The 18,483-nt window shown below is 44.8% G+C and carries 16 protein-coding genes; 3 read left to right on the top strand and 13 right to left on the bottom strand.

From position 1 onward, the window contains the following. Positions 1-12: 12 nt before the first annotated feature. Complete coding sequence (locus HXW94_RS00695) at positions 13-717, bottom strand: LysE family translocator (protein ID WP_218576512.1); 705 nt, start codon at positions 715-717, stop codon at positions 13-15. A gap of 91 nt (positions 718-808) precedes the next feature. Continuing rightward, positions 809-1,717, bottom strand: coding sequence for a LysR family transcriptional regulator ArgP (locus tag HXW94_RS00690; protein ID WP_178364978.1), 909 nt, complete (start codon positions 1,715-1,717; stop codon positions 809-811). A gap of 230 nt (positions 1,718-1,947) precedes the next feature. Between HXW94_RS00690 and HXW94_RS00685 the strand changes: the two genes are divergently transcribed. Next, the gene (locus HXW94_RS00685; protein WP_178364977.1) at positions 1,948-2,562 is read left to right on the top strand and encodes a LysE/ArgO family amino acid transporter; all 615 of its coding nucleotides are present in this window, start codon (positions 1,948-1,950) and stop codon (positions 2,560-2,562) included. A 519-nt stretch (positions 2,563-3,081) separates the two neighbouring features. Here the strand turns inward: HXW94_RS00685 and HXW94_RS20255 are convergent. Then, positions 3,082-3,273, bottom strand: coding sequence for a helix-turn-helix transcriptional regulator (locus HXW94_RS20255; RefSeq protein WP_178365070.1), 192 nt, complete (start codon positions 3,271-3,273; stop codon positions 3,082-3,084). A 781-nt stretch (positions 3,274-4,054) separates the two neighbouring features. On the opposite strand from HXW94_RS20255, the gene HXW94_RS00675 reads away from it, so the two are divergent. Both HXW94_RS00675 and HXW94_RS00670 read left to right on the top strand, forming a co-directional pair. Further along, positions 4,055-4,906: a PEP-CTERM sorting domain-containing protein gene (locus HXW94_RS00675; protein WP_178364976.1), complete on the top strand. Its 852-nt coding sequence runs from the start codon at positions 4,055-4,057 to the stop codon at positions 4,904-4,906. A 77-nt stretch (positions 4,907-4,983) separates the two neighbouring features. Beyond that, entirely contained in the window at positions 4,984-7,062 is a 2,079-nt protein-coding gene (locus HXW94_RS00670) for a DUF3160 domain-containing protein (RefSeq protein ID WP_178364975.1), read from the top strand. Positions 7,063-7,321: 259 nt separating this feature from the next. On the opposite strand, the gene HXW94_RS00665 is transcribed toward HXW94_RS00670, so the two are convergent. The 10 genes from HXW94_RS00665 to potA all read right to left on the bottom strand — a co-directional run bounded on the left by HXW94_RS00665 (position 7,322) and on the right by potA (position 18,306). Then, on the bottom strand, positions 7,322-8,074 hold the full coding sequence (locus HXW94_RS00665; RefSeq protein WP_178364974.1) for an acyl-CoA dehydratase activase: 753 nt from the start codon (positions 8,072-8,074) through the stop codon (positions 7,322-7,324). Between the two features lie 8 nt (positions 8,075-8,082). After that, positions 8,083-9,363, bottom strand: a complete 1,281-nt coding sequence (locus HXW94_RS00660) for a double-cubane-cluster-containing anaerobic reductase (protein ID WP_178364973.1) — start codon at positions 9,361-9,363, stop codon at positions 8,083-8,085. A gap of 183 nt (positions 9,364-9,546) precedes the next feature. After that, entirely contained in the window at positions 9,547-10,878 is a 1,332-nt protein-coding gene (locus HXW94_RS00655; protein ID WP_178364972.1) for a (Fe-S)-binding protein, read from the bottom strand. An 81-nt stretch (positions 10,879-10,959) separates the two neighbouring features. Further along, positions 10,960-11,445, bottom strand: a complete 486-nt coding sequence (locus HXW94_RS00650; RefSeq protein ID WP_178364971.1) for a hypothetical protein — start codon at positions 11,443-11,445, stop codon at positions 10,960-10,962. Between the two features lie 14 nt (positions 11,446-11,459). Then, positions 11,460-11,771 carry an IscA/HesB family protein gene (locus HXW94_RS00645; protein WP_178364970.1) on the bottom strand — a complete coding sequence of 104 codons (312 nt, stop codon included), beginning with the start codon at positions 11,769-11,771 and terminating at the stop codon, positions 11,460-11,462. Between the two features lie 519 nt (positions 11,772-12,290). After that, positions 12,291-14,246 carry a PAS domain-containing hybrid sensor histidine kinase/response regulator gene (locus HXW94_RS00640; RefSeq protein WP_178364969.1) on the bottom strand — a complete coding sequence of 652 codons (1,956 nt, stop codon included), beginning with the start codon at positions 14,244-14,246 and terminating at the stop codon, positions 12,291-12,293. Positions 14,247-14,561: 315 nt separating this feature from the next. Then, entirely contained in the window at positions 14,562-15,602 is a 1,041-nt protein-coding gene (locus HXW94_RS00635; RefSeq protein ID WP_178364968.1) for an extracellular solute-binding protein, read from the bottom strand. Next, positions 15,599-16,369: a spermidine/putrescine ABC transporter permease PotC gene (potC, locus tag HXW94_RS00630; protein ID WP_218576511.1), complete on the bottom strand. Its 771-nt coding sequence runs from the start codon at positions 16,367-16,369 to the stop codon at positions 15,599-15,601. The genes HXW94_RS00635 and potC overlap by 4 nt, the downstream gene beginning before the upstream one ends. A 4-nt stretch (positions 16,370-16,373) precedes the next feature. Further along, the gene (locus HXW94_RS00625; RefSeq protein WP_178364967.1) at positions 16,374-17,228 is read right to left on the bottom strand and encodes an ABC transporter permease subunit; all 855 of its coding nucleotides are present in this window, start codon (positions 17,226-17,228) and stop codon (positions 16,374-16,376) included. After that, positions 17,215-18,306 (bottom strand): spermidine/putrescine ABC transporter ATP-binding protein PotA, encoded by a 1,092-nt coding sequence (gene potA, locus HXW94_RS00620; RefSeq protein WP_343054511.1) that lies wholly within the window; start codon positions 18,304-18,306, stop codon positions 17,215-17,217. Before potA ends, HXW94_RS00625 begins: the two co-directional genes overlap by 14 nt. Positions 18,307-18,483: the final 177 nt, after the last annotated feature.

Here is an 18,483-nt window from a genome sequence, read left to right as displayed (position 1 = left end):
CATAAATTTATATCAAAAGCGGTCACTCGATGCCAATTTAATGCCTAATCCAACAAATAAAGCACCAAGGCCACGATCCATCCAACGGGAAACTATTGTGTTATTGCTGAGATAACCTGTTAATTTACCACCAACAAGAATCAAAGGAGGCTCAACAAAGGCTGCTACGAAAATAATTAGAGAACCATGGAGGAAAAATTGTGCGCCAACGGGTCCTGCGCCAGCTTCAACAAATTGCGGAAGAAACGCCAGGAAGAAAACAGCAACTTTAGGATTTAATACGGATACCAGCACACCCTGTCTGAATATCGGCATCAGACCTTTTGGAGAAATTTGACCATTAACAGATATACTGGTTCCTTTAGACCGTAGAGGCTGTATTCCAAGCCAAATAAGATACGCAGCACCAATCCATTTAATTGTTGAAAATGCCAGGGCTGAAGAGGCCAAAACAGCAGATAAGCCCAGCGCCGCAAAAATGACATGGATAAATGCCCCAGTCCAAATACCAAACATTGCTGAAAAACCCGATCTCACTCCTCTTTTTGCCGTCTGACCAAGTATGAAAGCCATATCCGGGCCTGGAGATATGTTTAATAGAACAGCAGCTGTAAAAAATGCTACCCAATGGCTCAAAGAATACTCTAGTACTCCAACTTTGGTTTTTCTTGGCACATATATTGCTTTGCAGTATTCTGGCCGAATATTGTACTTCAACTTTGGTATGCTTCAGAACAACATTCTGTATACGAAGCTATTATTGAACTAAGCAAAATGCATACCTGGAAAAACCAAAGTTGGAGTACTATCAAACATTATTTGCAAATCCTCTATTTTTTGTAAATTTTGCAAATCCGGTTAAGGTTTCCGTCAGGTTGTCCAGCAGATCTGATTTCAGATTCCAGCAATGCCAGTAAAGGTCTACAGGTACATTAAAATCGGGCAGCAGGTCAATGATTTTTCCACTTTCTAAAAGTGGTCTGCTTTGCTGGTAAGGCAGGGCGCCGTAGGCCAGGCCTTGTGTGATAAAATCTGCAAATTTCTCTACTGAAGGGACATAGTGGGCCAAAATATATGAAGATTTCAGGCCTACAGCTTTCAGCAAAAGTTTGTGGTGCAGTGAGTCATGCCTGTCAAAAATAACCGCCGGGGCATGCTGAACATTTTCGGCATTCAGGCCTTTGGGAAACCAGCGGGCGGCAAACTGCGGTGTTGCACTCATGTGGTAATGCATGCGGCCGATGTATTCAATTTTTGATCCCTGCATGGGTTGCGCCAGGGTGCTGACGCAGCCCATTACTTCCCCGTTTTTAAACAGTTTATGGGTCTGCTCCTGGTCGTTGACACGAATATCAAGCAGCACCTTTTCCCGGGTTAAAAACGGGCGGACTGCCTCTAAAAACCACAAAGCAAGGCTGTCTGCATTGACACCTATGGTCAGGGATGAAAATTCCCTGGTACCGGAATCATTTATTTGCCTTGACAGATCATCCTCAAGCCTTTTGACCTGAAGATAGTGTTTGATCAGTTTTTGACCGCCAACGGTCGCTTTGGGCGGGGTGGTGCGTGCTATCAGCACCTGGCCTGTTGCCTGTTCAAGCTGCTTTAGGCGCTGGGAAACAGCAGACTGGGTTAAGTGCAATACCTTGGCTGCCTTGTCAAAACCGCCTTCCATGGAAATCATGGCCAACGCTTCAATGAGTTTATAATCAAACATGAAGTATTATTAGTAAAATTTATGAAAAATAAAAACAATTAATTTTACTTTTCGACTCTATTGTCATATTTTTGCCTGGGCTTGATTCTATTGTAGGCCATTTTTCGTAGGGGCAATCCCTCTGTGGTTGCCCTCGTCAGGGCAGTCACGGTGGCCTGCCCCCACAGCGGTCGACGTTAAAACCAATGCCTTTTGCCTCATTTAATACATTAAAATTTCAAGGAGAAGAAATGATAGCACCATTTTTACAGGGTTTTGGTACCGGCGGCGGATTGATTGTGGCCATTGGCGCACAAAACGCCTTTGTTCTTTCCCAAGGCGTTCGCAAAAATCATCATTTCATTATCGCATTGATCTGCATTATTTGTGATACGGTTTTTATTTCAGCAGGTGTTGCAGGCTTCGGCTCTTTTGTGTCCGGTAACCCCGTTTTTTCGCAATGGGTGACCTGGGGCGGGGCAGGTTTTCTTATTTTTTATGGTTTCGGGTCATTTCGTTCCGCTGTGAAAGGCGGGCGGTTGCAGGCCCGGGACAACGCCGTACCGTCATTGGGAGCTGCGGTAATCGCAACGTTGGCGGTTACCCTGCTCAACCCGCATTTTTATCTGGATACGGTCATTCTTCTGGGCAGTATAAGCAGTCAATTTCACGGGCAAATGCGCCTGTATTTCTGGATCGGGGCGGTTTGCGCATCTGTCATATGGTTTATTAGCTTAAGCCTTGGCGGACAGATGCTGGCGCCCTTGTTTCAAAAACAAATATCCTGGCGAATCCTTGACAGCCTGGTTTGCGCAACCATGTGGTTTATTGCAGGATCGCTGATTATGCATCAGGTTTCAGTGTAACATGGCGCTTAATTTTTCAAAAATTGATGCCATCATTGCACTCAGGAGATAAAAAAAATGCAAATGTGGTCTGCGAAAAGAATAAAAGAAGCCATTCTTATGGCACTGGCTGTATGATTGTTGTAGCATTTGGTGTTTTCGGACCTTGGTCATATTTTAGGCCATACGGATTTCCGGTAGGTTGGGTTGAGGAACGAAACCCAACACCGATAAGTTGTTGGGTTTCACTTCGTTCAACCCAATCTACGCTGCGCTCCCAGGTATAGTTTAATGCCTATTTAAGCCACTGAATACATTATATTCCAGTTCAGCTTCTCCGATCATGTCCTGGATAGCAAGCTTACCCCACGTTTTTTCCGACATGCCAATAATACGAGCAATTTTAGCCTGGGGTGTCTAAATCTGCCATTTTCGTTTGCGCACTTTTTGGCCCTCTTTTGAGTTTTGAGTTGTTGAAATGCCTTTCAGAATAGGTCGTTCAACAGATTTTAGGTATATCCAAAAAGCGGGCAAAAATAATCATCCGAAAAGCGGGTTTTTAGACAGCCCAATTTTAGCCGCTCTTTTGACTGATGGCGTCCGACGGCCTTTTTCCAGGTCGCAAAGGCTTTGCGGGGAAATTCCAAGCGCTTTTGCAAAAGCCGATTGTGAAAGCGCTTCACCTTCTCTATGTGCTTTAAGAGCCTTGCCGAAAGTTAGTGGCCCAAAAATTTTCTTTCATCTGTTTTGTGCCGTATTCAATAGTCATGTTTGTTTAACTCTTTTTTTGACTTGAGGCTACTGAATGTGGGTTATTACATGGTTTTCATAAAAACATTACATATTTTTCATAAAAAGCCTTGACTCCCATAATCCTCGGTAAATAAAAAATACGTCTTTCAAACATCTCTATATAAATTCTTCATATTGCCAATACCTTCGCCAGTCTCAAAAAAGGATTAAAACTGCTTAAACCTAAAAGTATAAAATATTAATTTTATTGGATTATAAAGAATTGTATTTTGAACCCAAAACATAAAAAATATAATTTGGCAAAGGTGTTTATTGCGTATAATATTATTTAATTAAAAAGTTTATATGGAAAAGTAGTCTTGTTTTGGCACTTAATTTGCTTGATTCTGAAACAAAGATCGATAGAGGCTGGAAAACCAGTCATTTTATGTCATGATTCTAAATCTAAATTTTAAAAATTCAAGGATTATAAACTCGAACATCGAGTAAAATAAACCGACCGATATTGATGATCTGAAAACTTCTCGTCTGTGATTAAATTGAATACTTTCTCCATCTCCAATGACCAACTGTTTGAACTGTCAGATAGAGTCTAATTAAGAGTTTTGATTTAGACGGCATCTAATTTTTAGAAAGGAGGTGATGAATTAAGAAGAATTTTTTCTGTCGATTTGTGCTTCTTGTATTCGACTTCTACTTTTTTTAACAAGACAAATTAACTGTTTAACAAAGACAACTATGCACTTAAAGGAGCTAAATTATGTTAGTAAAGAAAAAGTTTAAGTTTTTATTAACGTTATTCTGTTGTAACATAATAATATTCTTATCGGCTTTCAATGTTCTGGCAACTACTTGGGATATCGAAAAGGACAAGACTCTATATGGCACGCTGAGTCAGTATTCAACTACCGTTAATCCAGATATGGCTTGCGGACCAACCGCAGCTGTTAACTCTTTTGTGTATCTTCAAAACAAGTATTCCGATATATATGACCACTTACTTGTACCAGACTTGAATAACACACCAGACATTTACGAAACGGAAGAAATGATTGCAGTCGCAGACATACTCGCAGATTCAGACTACATGAATTTGACTACTCAAGGCACGTATGGGGACTATTTTATTTATGGAAAATGGAAGTATATAGAAGAGGTGGCGCCCGGCACGACCACATATCAAGCGCAATATTCTTGGAACGGCTGGTCTACTAATCTGGGCTCCAAACCTGACTGGGTTGATGATGGGACCATTCCGAGTTGGGACTTTTTGTATAATCAATTGGTAGCATGCGAGGATGTGGAGATACTTATAAACGGGGACTTCGATCACTATCTTACCCTCACCTCTCTTTCATGGGATGATGTAGCTAATACCGGTAAGATCGACTACATCGACCCTGGGACGGGTAAGTGGAACGAATCTAATCTTTGGTTAGGTGGCGACGGTTATTTGCATACCGATTATTATGGACTCAGCACCCCTAATAATTATGACTCTATAATTACTATGGCGGTAAAAGAAAGCCCTGTACCGGAACCTAGCACCATTCTCCTTATGGGAATCGGCCTGCTCGGATTCGCTTGTCGATTTAGGAAAACGTCGGCTTAAGTTGAATGATTGTGTCCTAAAGGAGGGGACATTGGGTTCCCTCCTATTTAATTTCATTGCCATATTGTGTGAATTACATGAAAAAAACAATTATTTCCATCTGGCTTATATTATATATCATCCTTGCTCCCTTCTGTTCACTAAATATGGTTGCAGGAGCAAGTGAAGCGAAAACTTACGAAATGCTCAATCTAAACGAAAATGCAAAAAGACTACTGGAGAAGAATAGCTTTGTGGTCGTACCTACCAAGGCATACAAAGACATGAGCGAGGCCTATGAGGTTTTACGAAAAAATAATTTTCCCATCTTTTTGACCACTGACTCCATCCTGCATACCATGCACTTACTCTTTGACTACCTTTTAAGAACCATCGAAGTTGATCATCTGATGAGCGATTTGAAACAACTGACCAAATCTATGATAAAGGCATCTTACGATGACTATAGGACAATAAAAGATGGAGAGGTCAAAAAGGCCATTTATGCAAATATCGCCTTTTTTTCCGTGGCAGCCGGATTATTAAATGAAAAAGAGGCTATTCCTCCGGATGTTAATGACATAGTCGACGCTGAGATAAAACTTATCAAGAAACATGAAGGATTCAAAAATTCTCCTGTTTTTGGCTGCCTGGAAGATTACAGCCAGTATGCCCCCCGAGGACACTATACCCGCAGTGAGGACTTCAGATCTTATTTTAAAGCCATGATGTGGTTTGGGCGGATGGGTTTTTCTCTCAATCCAAGTGAATCGCTTGAAATAACGGAAGGATTGGCTAATCAAATGACCAGACAGGCATTGTTAATCGTAAAGGCATTAAACGATTCAAGCCTTGAAGGCATGGCCGCATTGGAGGTATGGGAGAGAATATATGAACCGACCACCTTCTTTTTAGGAAAAACAGATGATCTAAATGTCTATGATTATAAAGATATTGCGCTAAAAATATACGGAAAAATACCGGGTCTAAAAGATCTGGACGATGAATTGAAGCTTGATAGGTTCATGTCTGAGGCCAGAAAATTACGAAGACCTAAAATTCTTTCCACTTTTGTCTTGGATATTGAAGACGATAAAAAAGGCGCCGAAGATGTTACCCTTGGATTTCGGTTTATGGGGCAGAGGTTTACTCCTGATTCATATATATTCCAAAATCTGGTCTATCCCAAGGTGATGCTTTATACCGGCAACTCAAGACCCTTCACTTGGGTTATGTCAAGAAGGGGTCCGATCCGGGGCTTTCCTCGAGGCTTGGATATCATGGCAGTGTTGGGTTCAGTACATGCTGAAAATATCATCAAAAAGGAAGGCGATAACGAGTATAAAAGATACAATGAACAACTGGCAAAACTAAAAAAAGAATTCGAACAGAAGAAGGAAGAATGGTCATCCAATTTATACTGGAATTGGCTTTATTGCCTAAAACCCCTTCTATCTCCCTCAGCAGCTCCTTTGCCTCTCTTCATGCGTAGTAAGGCCTGGACAGGCAAAGCGCTGTATACCGCCCTCAGTTCATGGGCAGAACTTAGACATGATACCATCCTTTATGCAAAACAGAGTTACACTATGGCAGGCACTGGGCTGCGCCCCCGGCCTCAACTTACCCATGGATATGTAGAACCGTATCCTGAGGTATATGCCAGGGTTATGCGAATGATAGAACAGATGAGAAAGGGCATGGTTTTGCGGGGGCTCCTCAATAAAAGGATAGAAGATAAGTTAATACAATATGAAAGATTAGTGGGTATACTCGAGACCATTTCAAAAAAAGAGCTTACCGGAGAGGCATTAACGGAAAACGAATATAAGACCATCTGGAACATAGGTCCGACTCTAAAATCCTTAACTGAATTTTCTCATAACATCATGCCAAGAATCGCCTCAGATACTGATGGTAATATGGCTGTGATAGCCGATGTTCACACCGACCCCAATTCAAGACAGGTGCTTGAAGAGGGCGTCGGGTTTCCCTTTATCATCTATGTCAGGGTTTCTATTGAGGGAATGGAAAAGATATTACGGGGGCCTGTATTCTCCTATTACGAATTCAAAAAGCCTATGTCCGATCGGTTGACCGATGAACAATGGAAATGGATGCTTAAGGAAGGTCAGGAACCCCACTTGCCGAGATGGACAAGTGAATTTATCGGAAAATAAGATGCAAAAAAATTGATTAGAAAAATGGGCATCCTTCATAACTACTTTACACTTTTTGAAGCCAAGCCCCGTTTTTCAAGGTCCTTTCCAAAAAAGTGTAAAGTACTTTTATGGGGATATGAAGGATGCCGAAAAATGTTGCATTTTTTAAACATCTTATCATGACAGCGACACTTTGTCTTTTTTACATAATTTCAGCTGATTTAGAGCTATAAAATGCTCCATAGACAAGGGTGATTTTGAAAGTGTCACTGTCGTGTTATTGTTTTGCAGCCATAATCATGGCTGCCCCTAAAGCGCCCATCATCTGAGGATGATCGGGTACAAGGATCTCTTTGCCCAAGGCATCCGCCATCATCTGCACCATACATGGATTTTGGGCCACCCCGCCGGAAAATACGATGGGCCCTTGGGCCCCCACGCGGTTCAGCATGCCCACGGCACGCTTGACCACACTCGAGTGAAGACCCCGGGCAATCTCCTGCCGGTCCTGGCCCTTGGCAATGAGCGATGTCACTTCAGACTCGGCAAAGACGGTACACATGCTGTTGATTTGAAGATCTTTTTGGGCCGCAAGGGCGGCCGGACCAAACTCATCCAGGGAAAATCCCAGATTATGGGCCATGATTTCAAGAAATTTTCCCGTACCTGCCGCACACCGGTCATTCATTTCAAATTTTACCACCCGGCCCTGGTCGTTAAGCCGGATGGATTTACTGTCCTGGCCGCCGATGTCCAGAATGGCAAGGGCCTCGGGGAATTCACACCGGACACCTGCGGCATGGGCTTTGATTTCCGTGACCGTTGATGCATCATCATACGCCACTTCAAAAAGGTTGCGTCCGTAACCTGTGGCCATGATTTGGTCAAATTTGATCCCTTTCATTACCTTCCGGGCCTGGGAAATGGGATCAAATCCGGTATCGGTCTGGCGGGTTTCGATAACCTTTTCGTTTTCAACCAGTACCAGCTCAATGCTTCTGGAACCGATATCAATGCCTGCGCAAATCATTAATTTCCTTAATCTGAAATTTGTTCGATAAAGGCTTCCACCCGGGTCTTAAGCTGCCCCACGTCCTCCATGCCGTAGTCGGTTTCAATCCTCATACAGGGAATGCCTAAGTTTTCAAGTGTATTTTCCACAGGAATGGATTCCATAATATAGGGCTGACAGAACTGCAGACCGTAATGGATCACCCCATTTGCACCATAGGCTTGGGCCATGTCAACAATATGGTCGCTCCTTTCCTGGTTGGGGGTAAAAATAGCGCAATCCACCTTGAAATACCGGTCCGTGAAGGCCTCCATCAATTCATCCAGGCTTTGCCCTGAATCATCGGTCAGATTCCGGGTGCCCCGTTCGCCCACGCAGGCTTCCTCGCCCACGATCACAGCACCGCTGGTTTCAATGATCCAGGGCAGTTTCCAGTTGGGTACGGCCATGGGACAGCCGGAGATAAGAATTCTAGGGGTTTTGGATGGAAATGCGCCCTGGTTCTCTTTTATCCGTACCTCAAGTTCGTCGCATATTTTGTTCACGGATTCAGTGAACCGGGCCGGATTGTCGTAAAAGAAAACCTGGTTGGCCAAAAGTGCGTCAAGGCCTGAAATGGGCGCGGGATCTGCCTTTCTTAATATTGCCAACCGGTGCAGGGCGGCTCGTTTGGCATTGACCACCTTAATCCCTTCTTTAAGGGCCTCAACGGTGATTTTATTGCCGGTCAATTCCTCCACTGCTGTTTTGAACCGTTCAAATTCTTCCTTGAGCAGCGCACGTCCCTGGGTCGATTTCACCTGGGGCAGGTCCATGACATAAAGGTTGTCCACCATACCGGCAAAGATTTCATAGGCTTTTTTCTTGCCGTCACAGGTGTTTTCTCCCACAATCATGTCCGCGCATTCAAGGTAGGGACAGACCTTGCCAAGTTTGAAGCCAAAGGAAGACTTGATCAATGAGCAGGTGTTTCTGGGCAAATGTTTTTCCACTTCTTCAACGGCAAAATCCGCCCCGGAACACAATCCGATCAGGGTGGCACCGCCGGCAAGAACGATCTCTTCGGGGACAAACACACAATAGCTGCCGATGATCTTGCGATTCTGTTTTTTTTCGTCCAAAAGTTCCTTGATCCGCAAGCCATGAACCTCACTCATGACAAAATCAAAATACCCCATGCCTTCGGGGCGATTTTTCTGGGCCAGGTAAATATCCCGGTAGCCTTGTTCCAGAACGCCGAGCAAGGCGTCATGGGCACTTAAATCCATACCAAGGCTTTCCCACATGGGGGTATAATCTTCGCGCATTGTATGCTCCTTTTTTATGGCTTAAAAAGAAATAATATAAGGAAGGCAGATGTTTGAAGCAAAGCGAAAATATAAATAGAAAAGGTAGAATCAAATTGAATTTTTCGATAGGAATGCGGGGACATGGTATCGTGAAGATAAAATAGATCCTGCCCCCGGAAATCTAAAATGTCACATAATGTCTTAATATTCGTCTTCTAATTCCTGGCCTTCCGGCATGTTAAGTGGTTTCAGGTCCGGCCCCAGATATGTCCGTTCCGTCGCACCAAGTACGCCCAGGGAAAACGCAATCAGTGTCCATAAATGAATGGTATGGTATTTACATTCATAGTGATCCGCAAGTTTATGAATTTGATCATGGCAGTTGTGACAGGGCGTAACGCAGTAGTCGGCAGCGGTGGCCAGGATCTGGTCTTTTTTGATTTCACCATATTTCAAACGTGCGTCGTTATACCCGGATTGAAGATATCCACCGCCGCCGCCGCAACAAAAATTGTTGGAATAGTTCGGCGTCATATCAACGAAATTTTCTTCACCCACACAGGTTTTGATAACAAAGCGTAAATCATCGGCCAGGGGGTCACCAAAACTTTTGCGAACCTGTTGACAGGGATCCTGGCATGTAAATTTGATTTTTAAGTCTTTGTTCCAGTCGGAATTGGGTTTCAATTTACCTTCCCGTATCCATTTGGCATAATATGGAACAATGGGTGCAATCTCAAGACCGGTCTTATCGATATTGTATTTTTGCTGGCCCTTCCATATGGCATAGGTGGCGTGGCCGCATTCGGTGTTTAAATACACCTTACAACCTAATTCCTTAGCAGATTCAATGGAGTTTCTTGCGGTTTTTTCCCAGCTTTCATCATCGGCAAGGAACATGCAGTAATTTTCTCCACCCCAGCCTCGTGTGGCGTAGGTCCAGTCTGCACCGACAATATGCAGGATTTTCCACAACGGAACCATCTCCTCGGGTTCCGTGCCTGGTTCACGGGAATTCTGGCTTAGAAAAAAATGAGCACCTTCTTTATTGACCGGGGCTTCAAGATCTTCCCAGCCCGGCTGGTCTTCACGAACTTCGTCAAGAATGTCCCCAACCACCCATTCAAAGTCCTCTTCAGAGATACCCATGGCGCTGCCACAGCTATTTCTCATGGCCATGTCACAGGAGCCTAAAATGCCTTTGGGTCTTTCTTCCCGGGGCCATAAATTCCGGGCCTCAAAGATTATTGCCGCGATGTCGATATTCATGGGGCAGACATAAACACACCGCTGGCATTGGGAACACATCCACACCCATGGGTGCATGGTCAGTTCTTCGTCCATGCCCAGCGCCACCATTCTGACAAATTTGCGCGGGTCCATATTTTCAAGCCCGGTTGCCGGGCAGCCGGACGCGCATACACCGCATGTCAGGCACATATTGAGATTCACACCATTGGGCAGTTTATCCATCAGTTTTGTTTTAAACGCTGACTTTGTTCCATGATCAATTTTTTTTGCTACCTCGGTCATAATATTCTCCTTTGAAAAGTTTTTTTATTTTGACATCAGCATTGTTTGTAAATTTCAGATAATTCGCTAACACTCCGCGTATCAACCGGCCACAAGACCGCAGAAGATTTTTCTCAGGTATTCCTGGGGAATGGGTGTCAGGTATTTATCGTCAAAATCCGGTTCCCGGCCCGGCGACCGAAATATTTGAAAATCAAAGGGTTTCTGGGTATCACGAATGGTGAATGTGGTCATTTTAATTTCAGCATTCCAGGGCTGTTTTTTTGAATTATTCTTCAACCAGGCATCACAGCTTTCGTGATTGCCTACATGCATGACGTAAATGCTTTGTTTGGTGCGGATGCAAATCAGACGGTATCCTCCACCAAGATCATATTTCCAGGAATTTTTCACCCGGGCATCTGAATATGCCCTGAATAGTCCGGATGTCTGGGATGTCCGGCCTTTAATCATGGCCTCAATGATTTTTTCGGCACGGCCCGCAGCAATGAACGGGGCATTGGCCTGGCCTTTCATTGCCGCAAGCTGTTTTTTTAATTTGGGATGAAGGTGGACTTTGTCAACCATACTTAGCCTTTCGGTTAACTAGTGCATGTCCCGCCGCTGCACCCCGTACATCCGCCTGTCGGTTTCAGGCCGGATTCAAGGCGAAAGCCGGTTCCTGCGAAATCAATATCCACCGGGCTTGCCTTTTCTAAAAGATCCTTATCCATGATGTATTCCACATCATCAAAGGTAAATACGGCATCGGTCTCTTTTTTTTCATCCAAGGCCATGGCAAGGCTTGGTCCAGCGCACCCGGCGCTGTTAAGAAAAATTCTGATGGGCGCAATTTCTTTGCCTTCAAAGTACATCCTGACCTGTTCCCGGGCAGGTTTAGTGACATTGATCATCTGATTGACTCCTTTACATTTTAAAACCAGAAACGATTCAAGACCTATATAAAATAAGGAGGTTTGGCAAATTGAAAATCCTTATGTACTTGTATTCTCATTATCGGGATATTCAATTTTGCGCATCAGGAGCGATCAACTATAGTCATTTTCTTTTTAAAACTTGATTGTTATTTTTCATTTTGAGCAACTAATTTTTCACTTTCACAATATCATTCTTTCTGCTATAATTCCTTAAGTTCTTTGAAAAGATATAGGGTTATGCTTTACAGACCTGAAGCATGTAAAATCTTTTGGGCTATGTGCATAAAACAACCGCGAAAACCAAGCTTTGTGTTGTGCATCACAAAAAAGCAATAAGTAGTAAATACCGTAGGTTCTACGGAATTTTAAGCCTGTGGAGAGGAAATGAGACCTAAGCAGTTTGTTCGGGCACACTCTATGAAGCAGGAATTTCTCATCATTCATACTCGACGGGTAAGAATGAGTAAGAAGAAAGGAACAGGGGGGCAGATGTGTTCAGTTATTATCGAGTACGTCTCGGACTTTTTTTGCCAGTTCGTTTTTATTTAACGGCTTCATCAGAAATGTTTTTATACCCATTTCCGATGCTGTTGTTTCAGACATCCTTGAACTGTAGCCCGTACATATCATCGTCGGCATTCCAGGTTTTACAGTTAAAATTTCGGCGATGAGCCGGTCTCCTGGTAATTTGGGCATTGCCATATCAGAAATAATGAGATCGAATCGATTGGGTTCAGATTTTATCATTTCAAGCGCTTCAACAGGATCCGTTGTTGAAAAAGCGTTATATCCCAATGCCGCCAAATGCCGTTTACCGAGTTTGGCGATCGAGGGTTCATCATCTACGTAGAGGATACGTTCACCTCTTCCCGGCAGCGTCGTGTTTTGCTCAGATTGTGCTTCAACAGGTCCATCGTGTGCAGGCAGCAGAATAGTAAATGTGGTTCCCCGGCCTTTGATACTATCACATGTGATTGATCCATTATGATTTTGAACAATTCCATGGACCACGGACAACCCAAGCCCACTGCCTTCATCAACATCTTTTGTTGTGAAATAGGGGTCAAATATTTTTTCAAGTATGTCTTTATCCATACCACTCCCATTATCCCGTACCAGCAGTCTGACATATTTGCCTGGTGCCGGTTTGTTTACTGAAGGTCTATTTGAAGGGGGTATAACTGTGCCGGAAAGCTCAATATCTATTCTTCCACCGGAGGCGGGCAGCGCATAAACAGCATTGTTGACAAGATTGATCAGGATTTGATTGATTTGGGTTGCATCACCAACAACAGGAAAGCAGTCCGGGGAAAGATCTTCCCTGATTTCTATATATGTGGGTGTTGTCGATTTAATGAGTTTCAAGGATTCTTTGACGACAGACCGAATATTCATAGACTTTTTAATTGAATCATCCTGCCTGCTGAATGTGAGCAGATGTTTTACAATATCTCTTGCACGCAGGCCTGCCACATGGATCTCTTTACAGTTTTCCCTGGAAAAACTCCATTCCGGCAGGTCTTCCATTATCAACTCATTATTTCCAATGATGATACTCAGGATATTATTGAATTCATGTGCTATGCCACCGGCAAGCGTGCCTATGGATTCCATTTTTCGAGACTGCATCAATTGGGCCTGCAGTTTTGCATGTTCAGCCTCAGCCTTTTTGCGGTCGGCAATATTTCGAGCAATTCCGAAAAAAAACACATCCTCACCGACCTGGAATTTTTGCCCGCTCACTTCAACCGGAACCAGGGAACCATTTTTGTGCAAATGTGTAGTTTCAAAAATGATGGGTGCATCCAAAGGTGTTTCTCTCCAGAATTCATAAAACCCTTCAACGCTGAAATTGGGATCGATACCACCAATATCGAGATTAAGAATTTCTTCACGACTACGGTTCAACATACTGCAGGCTGCAGGATTCACATCGGAGAATCGCCCGTTTTCTGAAATCAAATAAATGGCATCCGAAGCCGTTTGAATGAGATGTCTGTATTTTTGTTCACTTTTCTGTAGAGCGATCTCTGCATTTTTTTGGTCTGTAACATCATTATATATTGTTACAATTTCACCGGTTGGAAGCTTGAAAATATAATTTTCATAGTAGTTTGAAAATATGTCATCCTCATATATTTTGACAGGAAAAACGCATGGTTCCCCTGTTTCCCAGACCCGCTTCATAGCAGGAATCAAGCCATAGTCATCAATGTTGGGTCTTAGGTCAAACAGGCTCTTGCCGATAACCTGACCCAAGGTTTTCCCCTCAATCTCAAGACTTTTTTTATTGAACTTTTTGACAATATAATCAGATCCTTTTGAACCGTCATGAAGGACTTCATAAATCGCAGATCCACTGGTCATATTGTCGTAAAGGCCTTGAAAAAGAGCTTCATTTCTGGCCAACGTCGCCTTAATATTAATGTTGGTATCATTTTTAGATTTCATTTTAGGGTACCTGCTTTGAATTTGAATATCCCCCTCATACCCCGTCGAACACAACTAACAATGAAAAATGTGAGTTATGAGTATTGAGGAAAACAGCTTGTTTTTAATCTCACTACTCATAACTCAAAACTCAAAACTTTCATATAAAAAAAAGTGATGGCCTTGGTCATATTTTAAGCCATACGGATTTCCGGTAGGTTGGGTTGAGGAACGAAACCCAACGCCGATAAGTTGTTGGGTTTCACCTCGTTCAACCCAACCTACGCTGTACCCGATGTTATGACCAAGCCCAAAGTGATCAATGGAGTTAGGGTGCTAGTTGCCGGTGCGAAGCTTTTCCCAGTACTTCTGATAAATCTCAATGGCCGGTCCCACGTCATTCTGGAACTCCCCTTGCTGGATGACCTTCGCGTCAGGAAAGATGGTCCGGTTGCTGCTGATGTTTGAATCCAGCAGGGCAATGGCCGGCTTTACCGGGGTGGGGTATCCGTACTCTTCGACACAGGCTTTGGCCACGTCGGGATTCATCATGAAGTTGATAAACGCATGCGCGCCTTTGGGGTTTCTTGCCCCCTGGGGGATGACAAAGCTGTCCACCCAGAAGCTTGCGCCTTCTTTGGGATATACATACCGGATGGCCGGGTTTTCTTTTTGGGCCATCCAGGCTTCGCCATTCCAGATCATGCCGATGCCGACCTCGCCTGCCAGAAAGGGCAGTCTCGGGGAATCGGAATTAAACAGCAGCACATTGGGCATCAAATCCTTGAGCAGCAGGTAGGCCTGTTCAATTTCCCCAGGATTCGTGGTGTTCCCGGAAAACCCCTTGATGCGCAGCGCCATGTGAAACACTTCCCGCAAATCGTCCTGGAGCAGCAGTTTGCCTTTAAATTCCGGTTTCCACAGATCTTTCCAGGATGTGATCTGTTCTTGGGGGATTTCGTCGGTGTTCACGGCAATGCCGGTGGACCCCCACATATAGGGAATGGAATAGTTGTTGTCCGGGTCATAATCTTTGTTCAAAATGTCCGGATCAAGGTGCTTCATGTTGGGTAAACGGGTGTGGTCCAGTGTCATGAGCATGCCTTCCCTGCCCATCTTTGAAACAAAGTAGGTTGAGGGTACCGCCACATCATACCCGTCTTTTTTAATCAACTTGAGTTTGGCATACATGGTCTCATTGCTGTCATAGGTGGTGTAAACCACCTCAATGCCGGTCTTTTCGGTGAATTGTGCAAGCACTGATTCGGGCAGATATTCCGTCCAGTTGTAAACATAAATTTTTTCTGCGGCCAGGGCCTGGATGGCGGCAACCACCACGACAGTAAGAATAATAAGAGATTTAAATAAAGGCTTCATGCGATTTTTTTCTCCTTCAACATTAATTGACTGACAATAACCAATGCAAGGGAGAGCAACACCAGAAGGGCGGCAAGGGCGTTCACTTCAGGTTTGACTCCCACTTTAACCATTGAAAATATTTTTAACGGCAATACATCGTAACTTGGACCTGTAACAAATGAACTGATGATGACATCATCCAGGGACAGGGTAAAGGCCAAAAGCCAGCTTGAAATGAGCGCCGGCCGCATCATGGGCAGAATCACCCGGGCGAGAATATTTTTTTCCGATGCCCCAAGATCCCTGGCCGCATCAAGAATATTGGGGTCAAAATCCTGCAGCCTTCCCGTGATGGTCATGATGGTAAAGGGCAGGCAAAAGGTGATGTGCGAAAACAGCAGGGACCAGAACCCCAAACCGATACCCAGGGAGATGAAAAGGACAAGAAAGGCAATGGCCAGGATAATGTCCGGTGCCATCATCAGGGTCATGCTTGTGCCCTGGATGACTTTTCGTCCGAAAAACCGGTACCGGTTCAGTCCGACGGCGGCCAGGGCGCCAATGATTGTGGCCAGGGTCGCCGCGCATACCGCAATGACAATGGAATGCCGGGCCGCCGCCATCAGGGAATGGTTTTCCAGCATGGCTGTGAACCATTTAAAGGTAAATCCGTCCCATTGCAGGCCGTATTTATTCAGGTTGAAGGCATTGGCAATCAATACGCCGATGGGCAGGTAGAGATAGAAAAAAATGCCTGCAAAATAAAACAGCCTGAGCATGCTCATCCGCTTATTTCCTTTCCCGGCTGAAACGGTGTAACAGCAGTCCGTATCCGATCAGCATCAGCGCCATAAAAATAATGAGTACAATGCTGGTGGCCGAGCCCAGGGGCCAGTTCCTTGCGTTGAGAAACTGCTGCTGGATCAGGTTCCCCACAAGCAGTTGACGCGCACCACCTAACAGGGAGGCCACATAGAAAAGCCCCATGGTGGGGACAAATACCATGATACAGCCGGCCATAATACCGGGCAGGGTCAGGGGAAAGATAATCTTTGTAAATGCACTGACCGCCCCGGCGCCCAGATCCCGTGCGGCTTCAATCAGCTGGAAGTTCAGCTTTTCAATGGTGGCATACAGCGGCAGCACCATAAAGGGCAGCATCAGATAAAAAAGGCCTGCCAATACCGCATAATCCGTATACATGATTTTCAATGGGGTGTTGATGAGCCCCAGACTTAAAAGGGATTTATTGAGTATGCCGTGGGTGCCCAGCACCATGCGCATGGCATAGGTCCTGACCAGGGAATTGGTCCAGAAGGGAATCATCAGCAGTATAAGAACCGACGTCCGCCATTTGGGGGGCATCCGGGCCGTGTACCAGGCAAAGGGATAGCCAAAGCCCAGGCACAGCAGCGTTGTTGCCAGCGCCAGTTTTACTGAACGGATGAAAATAATAATATATCCGGGCTCGATAAACAGTTGTGAATAGGCCTTTAAGGTGAATGAAAATTGGACCAGATCTGCCGGGTCCATGGTCAGAAAACTTGTCATGACAAGCAGCAGCAACGGCGTAACACCAAACAGGATAAACCATCCTGAGATCAGCAGGATAATGAAGAACCGGGTTTTGTCAGCAATTTTCATCAGGCAGAACGACCTCCCAGCCTTTAACCCAGGAAATATAGACCCGTTGGCCCACCGTGTAGTCAAAATCCGGGTCATCTTCATCAAAAAATTTGCAGGTTGTCAACAAAAGACCATCATCAAGACGGACCCGTGTATCCAGGGTGGCCCCCCGGTAACTGCGTTCAACAATGGTGCCGGCAAAGGTTTTTATATCCTTCGGGGGGATCTCATAAAGCCTTAAATCTTCGGGCCGAAGCAGCAGCACCACCTTGTCGCCCGGCTGGAATTGCCGCCGGGTGTGCGCCGTGATCTGCCGGCCAAAAATGGTGACCGCCACCTGGCCTGAACCGGAAACCGCGCGGATCTCCCCCGGGAAAAAGTTTATATCGCCGATGAACCGGGCAACATACAGATTTTCCGGTTCCTCGTAAACCTGGCGGGGGGTGCCGAGCTGGGCAATTCTGCCTTCCTGCATCACCAGGATTCGGTCTGACATGGACAAGGCCTCTTCCTGGTCATGGGTGACAAAAATAAAGGCGATGCCAAGCTCCCGCTGCAGTTTTTTCAGTTCAATCTGCATTTCCCGGCGCAGCCGTGCATCCAGCGCTGAAAGCGGTTCATCCAGCAGAAGAATTTTGGGTTGATTGACAATGGCACGGGCCATGGCCACCCGCTGCTGCTGCCCTCCGGAAAGCTGATGGGGATACCGTGACGCATATTCTTTCATTTTTACCTGCTCAAGGGCTTGCATCACCCGCGTCTCAAGTTCCCGGCCCTTGATTTTTTTGATTTTCAGGCCAAAGGCAACATTGTTGAACACAGTGAGATGGGGGAACAGGGCATAGCTTTGAAATACGGTGTTTACCTTGCGTTTTTCAGCCGGCAGGGAAAGCAGATTTTTTCCATCAAGAAAGATGGTGCCGGTATCAGGCTTTTCAAAACCGGCAATGATACGTAACAGCGTTGTTTTGCCGCACCCCGAAGGGCCTAAAAGCGTAATGAACTCACTGGTTTTTACTTCGAGGTCAAAATCCTGAAGGATTGGCTGACCGGAAAAAGACTTTCCCAGTCCGCCGATAGAAAGAACCGATCCCACCAGCATCTCCTTTACCTGTGTTGGTGTTGAATGTGTGTCGTTACAGCAATGGGCGCATTCCCATTTTCCCGGTTAGCGTAGGCAGATTATCCGGAAATACTGAAAATATAGTGTTTGTTTAATAATGCATATAAAAACAATTAGTTGTATCCGGAAAGAGACCCTGCAATCCCATTT

Source organism: Desulfobacter latus, assembly GCF_013389365.1.
Lineage (GTDB): Bacteria > Desulfobacterota > Desulfobacteria > Desulfobacterales > Desulfobacteraceae > Desulfobacter > Desulfobacter latus.
The sequence above is the reverse complement of the archived record's forward strand: the minus strand, read 5'-3'. Positions and strand labels throughout refer to the sequence as shown.

What these genes read in the sequence shown, in the direction of transcription:
- HXW94_RS00645 (WP_178364970.1), bottom strand. Translation starts at nt 11,771, where the DNA reads ATGATCAATGTCACTAAACCTGCCCGGGAACAGGTCAGGATGTACTTT.
- HXW94_RS00650 (WP_178364971.1), bottom strand. Translation starts at nt 11,445, where the DNA reads ATGGTTGACAAAGTCCACCTTCATCCCAAATTAAAAAAACAGCTTGCG.
- HXW94_RS00635 (WP_178364968.1), bottom strand. Translation starts at nt 15,602, where the DNA reads ATGAAGCCTTTATTTAAATCTCTTATTATTCTTACTGTCGTGGTGGTT.
- potC (WP_218576511.1), bottom strand. Translation starts at nt 16,369, where the DNA reads ATGAGCATGCTCAGGCTGTTTTATTTTGCAGGCATTTTTTTCTATCTC.
- HXW94_RS00670 (WP_178364975.1), top strand. Translation starts at nt 4,984, where the DNA reads ATGAAAAAAACAATTATTTCCATCTGGCTTATATTATATATCATCCTT.
- HXW94_RS00685 (WP_178364977.1), top strand. Translation starts at nt 1,948, where the DNA reads ATGATAGCACCATTTTTACAGGGTTTTGGTACCGGCGGCGGATTGATT.
- HXW94_RS00625 (WP_178364967.1), bottom strand. Translation starts at nt 17,228, where the DNA reads ATGAAAATTGCTGACAAAACCCGGTTCTTCATTATCCTGCTGATCTCA.
- HXW94_RS00665 (WP_178364974.1), bottom strand. Translation starts at nt 8,074, where the DNA reads ATGATTTGCGCAGGCATTGATATCGGTTCCAGAAGCATTGAGCTGGTA.
- HXW94_RS00660 (WP_178364973.1), bottom strand. Translation starts at nt 9,363, where the DNA reads ATGCGCGAAGATTATACCCCCATGTGGGAAAGCCTTGGTATGGATTTA.
- HXW94_RS00655 (WP_178364972.1), bottom strand. Translation starts at nt 10,878, where the DNA reads ATGACCGAGGTAGCAAAAAAAATTGATCATGGAACAAAGTCAGCGTTT.
- HXW94_RS00675 (WP_178364976.1), top strand. Translation starts at nt 4,055, where the DNA reads ATGTTAGTAAAGAAAAAGTTTAAGTTTTTATTAACGTTATTCTGTTGT.
- HXW94_RS00640 (WP_178364969.1), bottom strand. Translation starts at nt 14,246, where the DNA reads ATGAAATCTAAAAATGATACCAACATTAATATTAAGGCGACGTTGGCC.
- HXW94_RS00690 (WP_178364978.1), bottom strand. Translation starts at nt 1,717, where the DNA reads ATGTTTGATTATAAACTCATTGAAGCGTTGGCCATGATTTCCATGGAA.